The 13,804-nt window shown below is 66.8% G+C and carries 14 protein-coding genes; 9 read left to right on the top strand and 5 right to left on the bottom strand.

Translation table 11 applies throughout. The features are described 5' to 3' along the window. Position 1 precedes the first annotated feature (1 nt). The 7 genes from QX039_RS23990 (at position 2) to QX039_RS24020 (ending at position 7,593) form a co-directional block, all read left to right on the top strand. On the top strand, positions 2-1,051 hold the full coding sequence (locus tag QX039_RS23990; protein WP_315734826.1) for an oligopeptide/dipeptide ABC transporter ATP-binding protein: 1,050 nt from the start codon (positions 2-4) through the stop codon (positions 1,049-1,051). A 28-nt stretch (positions 1,052-1,079) separates the two neighbouring features. After that, complete coding sequence (locus QX039_RS23995; RefSeq protein WP_006611297.1) at positions 1,080-1,277, top strand: hypothetical protein; 198 nt, start codon at positions 1,080-1,082, stop codon at positions 1,275-1,277. Then, positions 1,274-2,686, top strand: coding sequence for an amidase (locus QX039_RS24000; RefSeq protein WP_315734823.1), 1,413 nt, complete (start codon positions 1,274-1,276; stop codon positions 2,684-2,686). The genes QX039_RS23995 and QX039_RS24000 overlap by 4 nt, the downstream gene beginning before the upstream one ends. A 255-nt stretch (positions 2,687-2,941) precedes the next feature. Next, positions 2,942-3,925, top strand: coding sequence for an ABC transporter ATP-binding protein (locus QX039_RS24005; RefSeq protein ID WP_315734818.1), 984 nt, complete (start codon positions 2,942-2,944; stop codon positions 3,923-3,925). A gap of 124 nt (positions 3,926-4,049) precedes the next feature. Continuing rightward, positions 4,050-4,319, top strand: a complete 270-nt coding sequence (locus QX039_RS24010; protein WP_315713716.1) for a GlsB/YeaQ/YmgE family stress response membrane protein — start codon at positions 4,050-4,052, stop codon at positions 4,317-4,319. Positions 4,320-4,513: 194 nt separating this feature from the next. Beyond that, positions 4,514-6,256 (top strand): type I secretion system permease/ATPase, encoded by a 1,743-nt coding sequence (locus QX039_RS24015; RefSeq protein WP_315734816.1) that lies wholly within the window; start codon positions 4,514-4,516, stop codon positions 6,254-6,256. Continuing rightward, entirely contained in the window at positions 6,253-7,593 is a 1,341-nt protein-coding gene (locus QX039_RS24020) for an HlyD family type I secretion periplasmic adaptor subunit (RefSeq protein ID WP_315734814.1), read from the top strand. The genes QX039_RS24015 and QX039_RS24020 overlap by 4 nt, the downstream gene beginning before the upstream one ends. Positions 7,594-7,808: 215 nt before the next feature. Here the strand turns inward: QX039_RS24020 and QX039_RS24025 are convergent, their stop codons facing one another. The 3 genes from QX039_RS24025 to QX039_RS24035 form a co-directional block, all read right to left on the bottom strand. Continuing rightward, positions 7,809-8,291 carry a CinA family protein gene (locus tag QX039_RS24025; protein ID WP_315734812.1) on the bottom strand — a complete coding sequence of 161 codons (483 nt, stop codon included), beginning with the start codon at positions 8,289-8,291 and terminating at the stop codon, positions 7,809-7,811. A gap of 109 nt (positions 8,292-8,400) precedes the next feature. Continuing rightward, entirely contained in the window at positions 8,401-9,711 is a 1,311-nt protein-coding gene (locus QX039_RS24030; RefSeq protein WP_315734810.1) for an MFS transporter, read from the bottom strand. 120 nt (positions 9,712-9,831) lie between these two features. Beyond that, positions 9,832-10,752: a transcriptional regulator GcvA gene (locus QX039_RS24035; RefSeq protein ID WP_315734808.1), complete on the bottom strand. Its 921-nt coding sequence runs from the start codon at positions 10,750-10,752 to the stop codon at positions 9,832-9,834. Positions 10,753-10,865: 113 nt separating this feature from the next. Here QX039_RS24035 and QX039_RS24040 point away from each other — a divergent pair, with 113 nt between their 5' ends. Further along, positions 10,866-11,069 carry a DUF1127 domain-containing protein gene (locus QX039_RS24040; RefSeq protein ID WP_315734806.1) on the top strand — a complete coding sequence of 68 codons (204 nt, stop codon included), beginning with the start codon at positions 10,866-10,868 and terminating at the stop codon, positions 11,067-11,069. Positions 11,070-11,147: 78 nt separating this feature from the next. Then, positions 11,148-11,762 (top strand): GNAT family N-acetyltransferase, encoded by a 615-nt coding sequence (locus QX039_RS24045; RefSeq protein WP_315734804.1) that lies wholly within the window; start codon positions 11,148-11,150, stop codon positions 11,760-11,762. Between the two features lie 158 nt (positions 11,763-11,920). On the opposite strand, the gene QX039_RS24050 is transcribed toward QX039_RS24045, so the two are convergent. Together QX039_RS24050 and QX039_RS24055 are read right to left on the bottom strand one after the other, a co-directional pair. Continuing rightward, positions 11,921-12,622, bottom strand: a complete 702-nt coding sequence (locus tag QX039_RS24050) for an SDR family NAD(P)-dependent oxidoreductase (protein ID WP_315734802.1) — start codon at positions 12,620-12,622, stop codon at positions 11,921-11,923. 95 nt (positions 12,623-12,717) lie between these two features. Next, positions 12,718-13,737: a glutathione S-transferase family protein gene (locus QX039_RS24055; RefSeq protein WP_315734800.1), complete on the bottom strand. Its 1,020-nt coding sequence runs from the start codon at positions 13,735-13,737 to the stop codon at positions 12,718-12,720. Between the last annotated feature and the right edge of the window lie 67 nt (positions 13,738-13,804).

Here is a 13,804-nt window from a genome sequence, read left to right on the forward strand (position 1 = left end):
CATGAGTGAAGCAACGGCAGTCACCGGCCTGGAGCCGATCGAGGACCTCGGCGGCAAGGCGCAGCCGCTGCTGCGGGTCGATCGTCTGACGAAACACTTCCCCGTCCGTGGCGGGCTGTTCGGTGCGCGCAAGACGGTGCGCGCGGTCGACGATGTCTCGTTTGCCATTGGCAAGGGCGAGACCGTCGGCATCGTCGGCGAATCCGGCTGCGGCAAGTCGACGACGGCGCGGCTCTTGATGCACCTGATGGAGCGGGATGCCGGCGAGATCATCTTCGACGGCCGCCAGGTCGGGCATGAGATGTCACTGCGCGAGCTGCGTCGCGGCATGCAGATGGTGTTCCAGGATTCCTATGCCTCGCTCAATCCGCGGCTGACGATCGAGGAGTCGATCGCGTTCGGGCCGAAGGTGCACGGCATGACCGACATCGCGGCACGGGCGCTCGCCCGCGAGCTGCTCGGCAAGGTCGGCCTGAGGCCCGAAACCTTCGCCAACCGTTATCCGCACGAGATCTCCGGTGGTCAGCGCCAGCGCGTCAACATCGCCCGCGCGCTCGCGCTGTCGCCGCGCCTGGTGATCCTCGACGAGGCGGTGTCGGCGCTCGACAAGTCGGTCGAGGCGCAGGTGCTGAACCTGCTGATGGACCTGAAGCGCGAGTTCGGCCTGACCTATCTGTTCATCAGCCACGACCTCAACGTCATCAACTACATCTCCGATCGCGTATTGGTGATGTATCTCGGCGAGGTCGTCGAGCTCGGTCCGGTCGAGCAGGTCTGGGCCAAGCCGGCGCACCCGTATACGCGGGCGCTGCTGGCGGCGATGCCGTCATCCGATCCGGACCGGCGCACCGAGACGCCGCCGCTCTCGGGCGATCCGCCGAACCCGATCGATCCGCCGGCCGGCTGCCGTTTCCACACCCGCTGCCCGTTTGCGGAAGCGCCCTGCTCGAATGTCGCGCCAAGATTGACGGAGCTGGATACAATGGGCCATCAGGCCGCCTGCCACATGGCGATCCCAGGTTCGGGACACAGCCGGGCGCCGGCCGCCTGACGGGCAGACACCAGCAGCGAGAAGCGGAATGACCAGACCCACGCCCCAACAAGTCAGTGCCATCGCGGAGGCCTCCGGGCTGCCCGTCGACAAGGAGGTTGCGACCCGCATCGCCGACTCGATCGGACCGGCCTTCGACAACTTCGCCGCGGTCGCCGGCACCCTGCCGTTCGACCTGGAGCCTGCGAGCTACGTCGTGGCGCAGACGCTGAAGGTGGGCCGATGAGCACCGAACCTTCCTTGATGACCCTGACCGACGTCGCGAAGGCGATCGCGGACAGGAAGCTCTCTTCGGTCGAGGTGACGCGCTCCTGCCTGCACCGCATCGCGCAATGGCAGCCGAAGCTGAACGCCTTCATGGCGATCGAGTCCGAGCCGGCGTTGAAGGCGGCCGCCGAGGCCGATTCCGCCCTGGCCAAGGACGGCCAGAAGGGCCCGCTGCATGGCGTGCCGCTCGCCCACAAGGACATGTACTACGAGGCCGGCCACATCTCGACCTGCGGCTCGCTGATCCGGCGCGACTTCGTGGCGACGACGACGTCGACCGCGCTGCAGCGGCTGAAGGATGCCGGATCGATCCGGCTCGGCACCTTGCAGATGGCCGAGTTCGCCTATGGCCCGACCGGCCACAACGCGCATTACGGTCCGGTGCACAATCCCTGGAAGCTCGGCTACGTCACCGGCGGCTCGTCGTCCGGCTCCGGCTCGGCGGTCGGCGCGCGTCTCACCTTTGCGGCGCTCGGCTCCGACACCGGCGGCTCGATCCGCATGCCCGCGAATTTCTGCGGCGTCACCGGCCTGAAGGTCACCTGGGGCCGCGTCAGCCGCGCCGGTGCGATGCCGCTGTCGCAGTCGCTCGACACGGTCGGACCTCTTGCTCAGACTGCCGAGGATTGCGCGTTGCTGCTCGGGCTGATGGCCGGTCCTGATCCCGAGGATCCGACCGCCAGCTCCGCGACCGTGCCGGACTATGTCGCGGCCACCCAGGCCTCGATCAAGGGTCTCAGGATCGGCGTGCCCAAGGCGTTCTATGTCGACGACCTCGATCCTGAGGTGGCGCACTGTCTCGATGCGACGATCGCGGTCCTGAAGACCGAGGGCGCCGATGTGGTTCAGGTCGAGCTGCCGGATCAGCGCCAGCTCACCGCGGCCTGCCAGCTCGTGCTAGCGGTCGAGGCGGCCGCCTTCCACAAGCGCTGGATGATCGAGCGGCCGCAGGACTACGGCCCCCAGGTGCTGATGCGGCTGCAGAACGCGCTGGCCGTCTCCGGCGTCGCCTATCTCGAAGCGCTGCGTTGGCGCGGTGCTGCCCTGGCGGCGCATGTCGCAGCGACGTCAGGCGTCGATGCGGTGGTCGCACCGGTGTCGCCGCTGGTGACACCTTCGATCGTCGAGAGCGACGTTGGCGGCGCGCCGGGTGCGGAGGCCGTGATCCAGCGCATCACCCGCTTCACCCGCCCGGTGAACTATCTCGGCCTGCCATCGCTGGCGATCCCGACCGGCTTCACGTCGACGGGTCTTCCGGTCGGCATGCAACTGATCGGCCGCTCGTTCGATGAGGCGACGATCCTGACCATCGGCGCCGCCTTCCAGCGCGCGACTGATTTCCACGCCAGGGTGCCGACGCTGCCATGAGGGAGACCTGTGCATACCGTCCGACGATCTCACCCTCCCCTGGAGGGGGAGGGTCGATTGCGCATGGCATGCGCAATCGGGGTGGGGTGACGGCCTCTCCCCTTGGAAGCGAGTCCATGGAGGGGCTGTCACCCCACCCCGTCTCGCATTCCCGCTGCGCTTCGTGCGAGCCGACCCTCCCCCTCCAGGGGAGGGTGGCAGCTCACTTCGCAATTGGCCACGGCGTTCCTGACGGCAAGGTGAGATAGCCTCCCCATGACCAACCTCGTCGAGATCGACAATCTCACCATCCGCTTCACCGGCGAGCGCACCGTGCATGCGGTGAACGACGTCAGCCTGTCGCTCGGCGACGGCGAGGTGCTCGGCCTGCTCGGCGAGTCCGGCTCGGGCAAGAGCGTGACGATGCGCGCGCTGATGCGGCTGCTGCCGAACAAGCGGACGCAGATCTCAGGCAGTGTCAAGGCGCTGGGCCGCGACGTGCTGGCGATGAACGACGAGGAGCTGTCGCAGTTTCGCGGCCGCTCCGTGTCGATGATCTTCCAGGAGCCGGGGCTTGCACTCGATCCGGTCTATACCATCGGCCGGCAGATCGCCGAGACCGTCATGCGGCACGAGGGCAAGAGTTTTGCAGAAGCGCAGGCGCGGGCGCTGGAGATGCTCGACGTCGTCAGGATTCCCTCGGCGAAGCGTCGCCTGGAGTCCTATCCGCACGAGATGTCCGGCGGCATGCGCCAGCGGGCGATGATCGCGCTGGCGCTGGCGTGCCGGCCGAAAGTGTTGCTGGCGGACGAGCCCACCACCGCACTCGACGCCACCGTGCAGATCCAGATCCTGCTGCTGCTGCGCGAACTGCAGCGCGAGTTCGGCATGTCCGTCATCTTCGTCACCCACGACATCGGCGTCGCGATCGAGATCTGCGACCGCCTCGCCGTGATGTATGCCGGAGAGATCGTGGAGCAGGGCAGCTTGCGCGAGATCGTGCGCCAACCCGTGCACCCCTACGCGCGCGGCCTACTGGCTTCGACGATCCACGGTGCCAAGCGCGGCGAGCGGCTGCAGACCATTCCCGGCACGCCACCCTCGCTCGACCGGGCGCCGCGGAGCTGCTCGTTCGCACCGCGCTGCAGCCTGGCGCAGCCGCGCTGCTCGGAGGCGATGCCGCCGAACATTGCGCTCGGGCCGCAGCGGCTGGCGCGCTGTATCCTGGCCGAGGCGCCGGCAAGTGTGGCGGCGACGTAACGGTTCGCCCGAAACGCGCTACTCACCGGCCGAAACCGTGCATCGCGTGTCGAAGCGTCGCGGCGGCCTCGCTAAGGTGCTGGCACGCGTGGGACCGATCGTCCGCGCCGGATGAGGACGCGCCATGCACGTATCGAACGAAGGTATCCTGGTCATTCTGTTCGTTGGCCTGGTTGCAGGCTGGCTCGCGGGCAAGATCGTGCGCGGCACCGGCTTCGGGCTGGTCGGCGACATCGTGATCGGCGTGCTCGGCGCTTTGGTCGCGAGCCTGATCTTCCCGCGGCTTGGCGTCCGGATCGGGACCGGCCTCGTGTCGGAAATCGTCTATTCCGCGCTCGGCGCCATCATTCTTCTGTTGGTGGTGCGGCTCGTGCGGACCGGCGGGCGGCTCTAGGGCTTGCGATCCGGCGTGGCTGAACGTTTGCACTGCGCCACGCGACATACCCAAGCACATAGCTAATTTACGCTAAAGTGAGCATCGTTGGACGCTCACCGCAGGAATCAGTATATTTCGCCTTGTTTGCCGCCAGTTTGTGCTTTTGATCGGCGGTCATGCAGCTCATTTGATCAATTGAAGAGATGGTGGTGATGGCGGCCGCACCTCACGTGAGGCAATCCGAGCTCAGCGATGCCTTGCGCGGTTGCCGCAGCGCCTTCATCGGCGTTGGGGCGATGAGCTGCATCATCAACCTGCTCTACCTTACCGGCTCGATCTTCATGCTCGAGGTCTACGACCGGGTGCTGCCCAGCCGGTCCGTGCCGACCCTGATCGGCCTGATCATCATCGCCGCCGGGCTTTACGCCGCTCAGGGCGCGCTCGACATGATCCGTAGCCGTATTCTCGGCCGCATCGGCACCGCCCTGGATGAGAGCCTGAACGCGCGGGTGTTCGACACCGTGGTGCGGTTGCCGCTGGCGGCCGGCGGTCGCAACGAAGGGCTGCAGCCGTTGCGCGACCTCGACAACATCAGGAGCTTTCTCGGCAGCCAGGGGCCGGGCGCGTTCTTCGATCTGCCGTGGCTGCCGCTGTATCTGGCGATCTGCTTCGCCTTTCACGTGATGCTCGGCGTCACCGCGCTGGCCGGCGCCATCATCCTCGTCACCCTGACGCTGATCACCGAATTCCTCACCCGCACTCCCGCCAAGGAGGCGATGGGGCTCGCCGCCCGCCGCAATGATCTCGCCACCGCAAGCCGGCGCAACGCGGAGGTGCTGGTCGCGATGGGCATGACCGGGCGCATGCTGTCGCGCTGGAGCGAGACCAACGAAAAGTATCTCGCCGGCAACCAGCGCGCCAGCGACGTCGCCGGCGGTCTCGGCGCCATCGCCAAGGTGCTGCGCATGATGCTGCAGTCCGCGGTGCTCGCGGTCGGCGCCTATCTCGTGATCCATCAGGAGGCGACCGCGGGCATCATCATCGCCGGCTCGATCCTGAGCGCGCGGGCGCTGGCGCCGGTCGATCTCGCGATCGCGCATTGGAAGAGCTTCGTTGCCGCGCGTCAGAGCTGGCGCCGTCTCAGCCATCTGTTGCAGACGATGCCGCAGCGACCGGCGCCGACCCTGTTGCAGCCGCCGGTCGGCAAGCTCTCGGTCGAGGCCATCTCGATCGTCGCGCCCGGCGATCAGAAGGCGATCGTGCAGGACGTGAGCTTCGCGCTGTCCGCCGGCAACGGCCTTGGCATCATCGGCCCGAGCGCGTCGGGCAAGTCGTCGCTGGTCCGCGCGCTGGTCGGCGTCTGGCGTCCGGTGCGCGGCCATGTCCGGCTCGACGGCGCGGCGCTCGACCAATGGTCGACGGACGAGCTCGGCCGCCACATCGGCTATCTGCCGCAGGATGTCGAACTGTTCGGCGGCACCGTGGCGCAGAACATCTGCCGCTTCGATCCGAAAGCCTCCGCTGACGGCATCATCGCCGCCGCCAAGGAGGCCGGCGTGCACGACATGATCATCAAGATGCGCGACGGCTACGATACAGAGATCGGCGAGCAGGGCGCCGCGCTCTCGGCGGGCCAGGCGCAGCGCGTGGCGTTGGCGCGCGCGCTCTATGGCAATCCGTTCCTGATCGTGCTCGACGAGCCCAACTCCAATCTCGACACCGAAGGCGACGAGGCGTTGTCGCGCGCGGTGCGCTCGGCGCGGGCGCGCGGCGCGATCGTCGTCATCGTCGCACACCGGCCGATCGGCATCGAGGCGGTGGACCAGGTCCTGGTCATGAAGGACGGCCGCGCGCAGGCCTTCGGTCCGAAGGAGACGGTGCTGGCGCAGGTGCTTCAGCCGCGCCCGCCGGCACCGATCAAGATCGTCTCGGAGGCCGGAGTGACGAAGTCATGAGCAGTCAAGTCGTCGCAGGTCCTCTTCCGAGGGCGCGCAAGCCGGAGAGCGTGCGCGAGTCGATAAGGCGTCACCTGCTGGTCGGCATGGGCGTCGTCGTTGCAGTCGCCGGCGGGCTCGGCGGCTGGGCCGCGACGCAGCAGATCTCCGGCGCGCTGATCGCGCCGGGCCAGATCGTGGTCGAATCCAACGTCAAGAAGGTGCAGCATCCGACCGGCGGCGTGGTCGGCGAGCTCAGGGCGCGCGACGGCGACGTCGTCAAGTCCGGCGACATCGTTGTCAGGTTGGACGACACCGTGACCAAGGCGAGCCTCGCCATCGTCACCAAGAATCTCGACGCGCTGCAGGCGCGCGCCGCCCGGCTCGAGGCGGAGCAGCGCGGCTGGGCCAAGATCCTGTTCCCGCCGCAGCTGCTGCAGCGGTTGAGCGATCCCGACGTCAACAGCCTGCTCGCCTCCGAGACCAAGCTGTTCGAGGTCCGCGTCAACGGCCGCGTCGGGCAGAAGGCGCAGCTGCGCGAGCGCGTCACCCAGCTGAACGAGGAGATCGAGGGCCTCTCGGCGCAGGTCAGCGCCAAGGACCAGGAGATCGCGCTGGTGCAGAAGGAGCTCGATGGCGTGCGCCAGCTGTATGAGCAGCATCTGGTGCAGCTGTCGCGCCTGACCGCCCTGGAGCGCGACGCCGCCCGCCTCAATGGCGAGCGCGCGCAGTTCATCGCGGCCCGCGCCCAGGCCAAGGGCAAGATCAGCGAGACCGAGCTGCAGATCATCCAGGTCGACAAGGACATGGTGAGCGAGGTGTCCAAGGACCTGCGCGAGACCACCGACAAGATCGGCGAGTTTGTCGAGCGCAAGGTCACCGCCGAGGACCAGCTGCGCCGCGTCGACATCCGCGCGCCGCAGGACGGCATGGTGCTGCAGTCGACCGTCCACACCGTGGGCGGCGTCATCACCGCGGGCGACGCCATCATGCTGATCGTGCCGCAGAGCGACGACCTCCAGGTCGAAGCCAAGGTCAATCCGCAGGACATCGACAAGCTGCAGGTCGGCCAGAAGACTTTGCTGCGGCTCTCCGCCTTCAACCAGCGCACCACGCCGGAATTGAATGGCGTCGTCAGCCGCGTCTCGCCCGACGTCACCACCGACCAGCGCACCGGCCAGAGCTATTACACCATCCGCGTCTCAATGCCGCCGGAGGAGATCGCCCGGCTCGGCGACGTCAAGCTGATTCCGGGCATGCCGGTCGAAGCCTTCGTCCAGACCGGCGACCGCACCGTGATCTCCTACCTGATGAAGCCGCTGCACGACCAGCTGATGCGTGCGTTCCGGGAGAAGTGAGGCAAGGGCGATCACGCCGCTGCTTCGAGACCATTGGCGCTGCCCCAAACTCAGTGTCATCCCCGCGAACGCGGGGATCCATAGCCACCGGCGGACATTGGCTTGCCCGAGGGCTCAACGTGTGGCCTGCCTCAAGCGAGATCACGCGGTATGGGTCCCGGGTCTGCGCCCGCTGACGCTTTGCGTCACCGGGCTTGCCCGGGACGACACCGATTTTATTGGTCGAGCTTCGTCAGCAACAGCTCCAGCGCGCTTTTCGCGAACAGCTGCATGTTGGCAAAGCGGTCGCTGCGGCCGCTCTCCAGGGTGACTACAGCGGTCGCGGGGCCGGCCACCGCGAAACAGGCATGGCCAGCGGCGTCGCCATAGCGGTTACCGGTCGGGCCGGCCGCGCCGGTCTCCGACAAGCCCCAATCGGTCGCAAACCGTGTCCTGATCTGCCGCGCCAGCAGCTCCGCATAAGGCTCCGACGCCGAGCGAATGCCCTTCATCGCCTCGTCCGGAATGTCCATCAGCACGCGGCGGGCGTCGCGCGTATAGACCACGGCGCCGCCGAGGAAATAGGCGGAGGCGCCGGGCACCGCGAGCAGCGCCGCCGCGATCAGGCCGCCGGCGGAGGACTCCGCAACGGCAATGGTCTGCTTGTTGGCGATCAGCCGCGCCGCGACCTTCTCGGCGACAGCGATGAGGTGCTGCATGGCGGTCATCCTTCGGCAGCGTCGACACCCGCTGCCGCCGGCTGCTGTTCATTCCCCACCATCATGCGCCGAAAGCGCGCGCCAAGGAAGGCGCTGCCCCTCGCAGCGATCACGCAATGACCGGCTCGCGCGCCGCGACGGCCTGGCGGCCGCCGCGATAGACGGTCATCGCTGCGATGATACCGAGCACGGCGGCGCACATCAGCCAGTAGCCGGGCGAGGCCTTGTCGCCGGTCTTGTTGATGAGCCAGGTCGAGACCGTCGGCGTCGCGGTGCCGAACAGCCCAGCCGCCAGCGCAAAGGCGATCGAGAAGCAGGTGGTGCGGACATGCGCAGGCACGATCTCGACCAGGCAGCCCAGCATGGTGCCGCTGTAGACGCCGAAATAGAACGAGAACAGCATTTCGACCGCGAGCAGCTTGCCGAAGCTCGGCGCCGCCGCGAGCCAGTGCAAGGCGGGATAGGCGGTCAGCAACGCCAGAGCCGCGATGGTCACCAGCACCGGCTTGCGTCCGATCCGATCCGACACCGCGCCGCCAACCGGATTCCATAAGAAGTTGGTTACGGCGACCAGCAAAGTGACGAGCAGTGAATCCGCCGCCGACAGCTTCAGCTCCTTGCCGAAACCGGGACCGTAGACGGTGATGAAGTAGAACATCGTCGTGGTCAGCACTGCGATCATCATGCCGAGGATCACGATGCGCCAGTTCTCCAGCGCCGAGGCGAATACTTCGCGCGCGGTCGGGTGCTTCTTCATCGCGAGGAAGGCCGGCGTCTCCTCCAGCGTGCGGCGCAGGAAGAAGATCAGCGGAATGATCAGGCAACCGATGAAGAACGGGATGCGCCAGCCCCAGGCCGCCACCATGTCCGCCGGCATGGCCTGGTTGAGCACATAGCCGATGACCGACGCGACGAAGATCGCGACCTGCTGGCTGGACGACTGGAACGAGGTGTAGAGGCCGCGATTGCCGGGCGTGGAGATCTCGGACAGATAGACCGACACGCCGCCGAGCTCGACGCCGGCCGAGAAGCCCTGCAACAGCCGCCCGAGCAGCACGATGATCGGGGCCGCGATGCCGATCGTCGCATAGGTCGGGCAGAACGCGATGACAACGGTGCCGACCGCCATGATGCCGAGCGTCACGATCAGGCCCTGGCGCCGGCCGATCTTGTCGACATAGGCACCGAGCACGATCGCGCCGACCGGCCGCATCAGGGCGCCGAGCCAGAACACGCCATAGGCGTTCAGCAGAGATGCAGTCTCGTTCTCCGATGGGAAGAACGCCTTGGCGATGATCGGGGCATAGAACCCGAACAGGAAGAAGTCGAACTGCTCGAGGAAATTGCCGCTGGTGGCGCGCAGGATCGCGCCGATGCGCGAATGGATCGTAGCCGGCTGCGGGATTGACGTTGAGGACACGCGGGGAAACTCCTACCGTCGAGAGGCTCGTGCGGAGGATTTCTACGCCGGCCGAAGGGAAAGGTGCGACAATCTGCCACACCAAGCCATGGCGGCCAATAGCTTTGCGCTCAAGGCGCCCTAGGCCTGAACAGAATTGCCGGCGGCCGACTTCTGCTGCGTTGCATCCTTCAGCCATTGCCGGAACGCCTTCAGCTTCGGCGGATCGGTTCGTCCCTCCGGGGTCACCAGATAGAACCCGGCGTCGCTCGGCAGCGCCATCTTGAACGGCACCACCAGCCGGCCCTTGGCGATGTCGTCCTGGACGTAGGCTGTGCGGCCGATCGCGACGCCGAGCCCGTCGATCGCAGCCTGGACGGTCATCAGCGACAGGTCGAAGCTCAGCCGGCCCTGCCTCGACATCTCCACCGGCAGACCCGCCGCGGTCAGCCAGAGCCGCCAGTCGTCGTCATAGCCGCCGCTGGCCTGCAGCAGCGTGTGATGCGCGAGGTCCTCCGGACAGCGTAGCGGCTTGTCGCCCTGCAGCAGCGCCGGACTGCACACCGGAAACAGCTCGTCGGCCATCAGCCATTCGGCCCGGACGCCCGGCCAGTGGCCGCGGCCATAGCGGATCGCAGCGTCGACGTCGTCCTTGCGGAAGTCGACCAGGGTGGTCGAGGTCGTGATCCGCACGTCGATGCCGGGATGGGCTTCCTGGAATGCCGTCAGCCGCGGCAGCAGCCATTTGGCGGCCAGCGAGGCGATGGTGGAGACCGTCAGCACCTTGGCGTTGTCCTTGCGCACCAGCCGCTCGGTCGCCAGCCGGAGATCGTCGAACGCCGCCCGCACCAGCGGGAGATAGTCGCGGGCCTGCGGCGTCAACGCCAAGCTACGGTTCTGGCGGACGAAAAGGCGCAGCCCGAGCTCATCCTCCAAGCGCTTGATCTGATGGCTGATCGCGGTCTGCGTCACGTTCAGTTCGGAGGCCGCGCGGGTGAAGCTCAGATGCCGCGCCGCGGCCTCGAACGCCCGCAATCCATTCAGCGACGGCAGCCGGGTCACTCAGGGTCTCCCGTTTGCATGACGTTATATCATCCGAAGCGGTAGTAAATGTCGTTTGTAGATGAAAGGCAAGCCTCCGATAGTGCAGGTTCAGTGCAATACAGGAGGCTTTCATGTCTTTCTACGTCTCCTCGTCAATGACGAAACATCATACTCCCGGCTTCTGGTCGGGGGTGGCCGAGCTACTCGCCGCCTGGCGCCTCCGCTACCGCACACGGCACGAGCTGGCGCAATGGTCGGAGCGCGACCTGCACGACCTCGGCCTGTCCCGTAGCGATATCGCCGCCGAGATCGACAAGCCGTTCTGGCGGGGTTGAGCCCCTCACTCGTCCCGTCGCGCCGGCGCCGCTCCGCAAAGGAGGGCGCCGGCAATTTGATCTCCGCCGGAGTCCGTCATGCCGACGTCCGCCGTTGCCGATTTCGCCGCCGCGTCCAACGCCATTCACACCCGGCGTGGCGACGAGGTGCGGCTGCGCTTCGTGACATCGGCTGATGCCGAGGCGCTGCAGACCTATGTGCGCTCCTTGAGCCCGCGCTCGCGTCACAAGCGTTTCCTCGGCGCGCTGAGCGAACTGCCTCCGGCTGTGCTCGACGATTTCGTCGCGCTCGGCCGCAACGACCGTTACAGCCTGATCGGCGTGATGGATCACGACGGCGTCGAGAGCATCGTGGCCGAAGCGCGCTACGCGCTCGACCGCGATACCGGCCGCGTCGAGTTCGGCCTGTCGGTGCAGGACCGCTGGCAGGGCCACGGCATCGGCCCGGCGCTGATCGCGAATCTCGAGCGCCGCGCGGTTGCGCTCGGCGGCGTCACGCTATCGGGCGATGCGCTGCGTACCAACGACGTGATGATTGCGCTCGCCAGGAAGTCCGGCTTCGATCTTCGCCAGTATCCCGATGACTGGACCTTGGTGCGATTCGAGAAGGAGCTGAGGCACCGGTCTACGGAATCGCCAAGCGGCGGCCTGAGGGTAGTGGACCGTGAGCCGCGCATCATAGCACATTCATGATATGACGTCCGTCATGCCACGCGCAGGCGGAGTATCCCATGCGCTGCGGTCTGTCCACGTTCCTCTCCGCGAGCTGCGCGTACTGGATCGCCCGGTCAAGCCGGGCGATGACAGTCGTTGTGAGGCGAGCATCGGCAATCGAATGACTACGCCGCGCCTCAAAACATCTCCACCCACGGCCTGAGCTCGATCTCCCAGCTCCAGGCGCTGCGCGGCTGCTGAAGCACGCTCCAATAGCTGGCAGCGATGGCGTCCGGGTCGAGCATCGAGTCCGGGCGCTCGGCGGGCTCCTGCCTTGCCGCACTCCTGATCCCGCCGTCGATGACGAAGTGCGCGACGTGGATGCCCTGCGGCGACAGTTCGCGCGCCATGCTCTGGGCGAGGCCGCGCAGCGCGAACTTGCCCATCGCGAACGGCGCCGACTGGGCGTAGCCCTTCACGCTGGCGGAGGCGCCGGTGAACAGGATGGCGCCGTGCTTGTTCGGCAGCATGCGCTGTGCCGCCTGCTGCGCCACCAAGAAGCCGCCGAAGGCGCTGACGGCAATCGACTGCTGCACGTCGGCCGGCACGAGATCGGTGAGCGCTCCGCGCGCCCGCGCGCTGGCATTGTAGACCACGAGATCAGGCGCGCCGATCTCGCGCTCGACGATGCCGAACAGCCGCTCGACCTCCTCCGGATTGGTCGCATCGCAGGGGTAGGCGCGGGCGCCGGTCTCGTTGCAGAGCGCGCCGAGCTTCTCGATCTTGCGCGCAGCCAGCGCCACGCGGATCTTCTCGCGCGCGAACAGCCGCGCCAGCGAGGCCGAGAGCCCTTCGCCGGCACCGACGATGAGGGCGATCTTGTAGGCTGGGATATCCATGGGCAGGTCCTTGGGCCAAAGCGTCCGCAGGAATCAAGCTAATGCACCGGCGGCCGACTTCCTACGGCTCGTCCCCACATTTTTGCCACGCGCCCTCAGGTGGGGCGCGGCTGCAATCCGGCGAGGCAACCAATCTCCTCCAGCACGACGTCGAGTCGGCTTCGATCGTGCAGGAACGCGTATTTGCCGCGGAGCATGGCCAACGAGCGCGCATGATATTTCTGCGGCTTCTGTGTCCACGTGAAGTCACCCAGCTGCACGCTGAAGACGTCGCGCTGTCCCGCCAGTGCCTGCTCGTTGGCGAGCGTCCACGGCATGAACAGCGCGCCGACTTGGCGGGTCAGGATCGGCATCAAGGTCAGTGACAGTTCCGGCCACAGCTCGAACTCGCCTTCGGCGCGCGGCCATAGCATGCGGTGGATCCAGGCCAGCACATGCGGCGCGCGGCCTTCGATCAGGGCGCCGGCGGTCGGATCGGTCCACAGCTCGTAGAGCTGGCCCCACAGTCCGAAATCGCCGTAGGCCGGACGGTGGCCGAACAGATACGGCCTGACCGAGAGATGTCGTTCGAGCAGGTCGAGCATTTCGGCAAAGCCCTGCTCGATCTGCGGCGCGTTGATCTCGTTCGAGCCGACATACCAGAGCCGCTCGACCATGCGGGCGCGGACTTTATCCGCCACTTCGCCGCACTCGGCCTCGTCCGCCCTGGGGGCGCGGATGCGGGCGATGCGTCCGGCCGAGGCGCGCTGATCGAGATCACGGGCCCAGCGATAATGGAACATCCACTTGTTGCCCCACTCGTCGCCGAACTCCTCGATCAAGGCCGAGATGAAGCTCGTCAGCGCGTCGCCGGGATGAATCGTGGGTTGCGGAAAGTCGAGCTCCAGCGCGTCGATGATCGGCGTCGAATCCTGCATCGGCACCTCGCCGGGGCCGACCACCAGCGGAATGATCGGCAGCTTGGCGTGCCGCGCGAACTCCGCCTCGCTTTCCGCATTGCGCAATATCCATTGATGCGGAATGCCCTTGTAACGCAGATACGATCGCACCTTGACCGAATAGGGCGACATCTCCGCCCCGAAGATGCGATAAACCTCCGTCGGCTGATTGGTCATGGATCTGCTCCCGGTTCGGCGCACGCCGCTGCTTGTTGTGTATCCCATCAGGCGCAACCTGTCGAAG

Source organism: Bradyrhizobium sp. SZCCHNR1043 (genome assembly GCF_032489675.1).
GTDB lineage: Bacteria > Pseudomonadota > Alphaproteobacteria > Rhizobiales > Xanthobacteraceae > Bradyrhizobium.

Excerpts from the sequence above, each read along its gene's own strand:
- QX039_RS24055 (WP_315734800.1), bottom strand. The coding sequence starts at position 13,737 with ATGACCAATCAGCCGACGGAGGTTTATCGCATCTTCGGGGCGGAGATG.
- QX039_RS24045 (WP_315734804.1), top strand. The coding sequence starts at position 11,148 with ATGCCGACGTCCGCCGTTGCCGATTTCGCCGCCGCGTCCAACGCCATT.
- QX039_RS23990 (WP_315734826.1), top strand. The coding sequence starts at position 2 with ATGAGTGAAGCAACGGCAGTCACCGGCCTGGAGCCGATCGAGGACCTC.
- QX039_RS24005 (WP_315734818.1), top strand. The coding sequence starts at position 2,942 with ATGACCAACCTCGTCGAGATCGACAATCTCACCATCCGCTTCACCGGC.
- QX039_RS24050 (WP_315734802.1), bottom strand. The coding sequence starts at position 12,622 with ATGGATATCCCAGCCTACAAGATCGCCCTCATCGTCGGTGCCGGCGAA.
- QX039_RS23995 (WP_006611297.1), top strand. The coding sequence starts at position 1,080 with ATGACCAGACCCACGCCCCAACAAGTCAGTGCCATCGCGGAGGCCTCC.
- QX039_RS24010 (WP_315713716.1), top strand. The coding sequence starts at position 4,050 with ATGCACGTATCGAACGAAGGTATCCTGGTCATTCTGTTCGTTGGCCTG.
- QX039_RS24015 (WP_315734816.1), top strand. The coding sequence starts at position 4,514 with ATGGCGGCCGCACCTCACGTGAGGCAATCCGAGCTCAGCGATGCCTTG.
- QX039_RS24020 (WP_315734814.1), top strand. The coding sequence starts at position 6,253 with ATGAGCAGTCAAGTCGTCGCAGGTCCTCTTCCGAGGGCGCGCAAGCCG.
- QX039_RS24040 (WP_315734806.1), top strand. The coding sequence starts at position 10,866 with ATGTCTTTCTACGTCTCCTCGTCAATGACGAAACATCATACTCCCGGC.
- QX039_RS24025 (WP_315734812.1), bottom strand. The coding sequence starts at position 8,291 with ATGCAGCACCTCATCGCTGTCGCCGAGAAGGTCGCGGCGCGGCTGATC.
- QX039_RS24000 (WP_315734823.1), top strand. The coding sequence starts at position 1,274 with ATGAGCACCGAACCTTCCTTGATGACCCTGACCGACGTCGCGAAGGCG.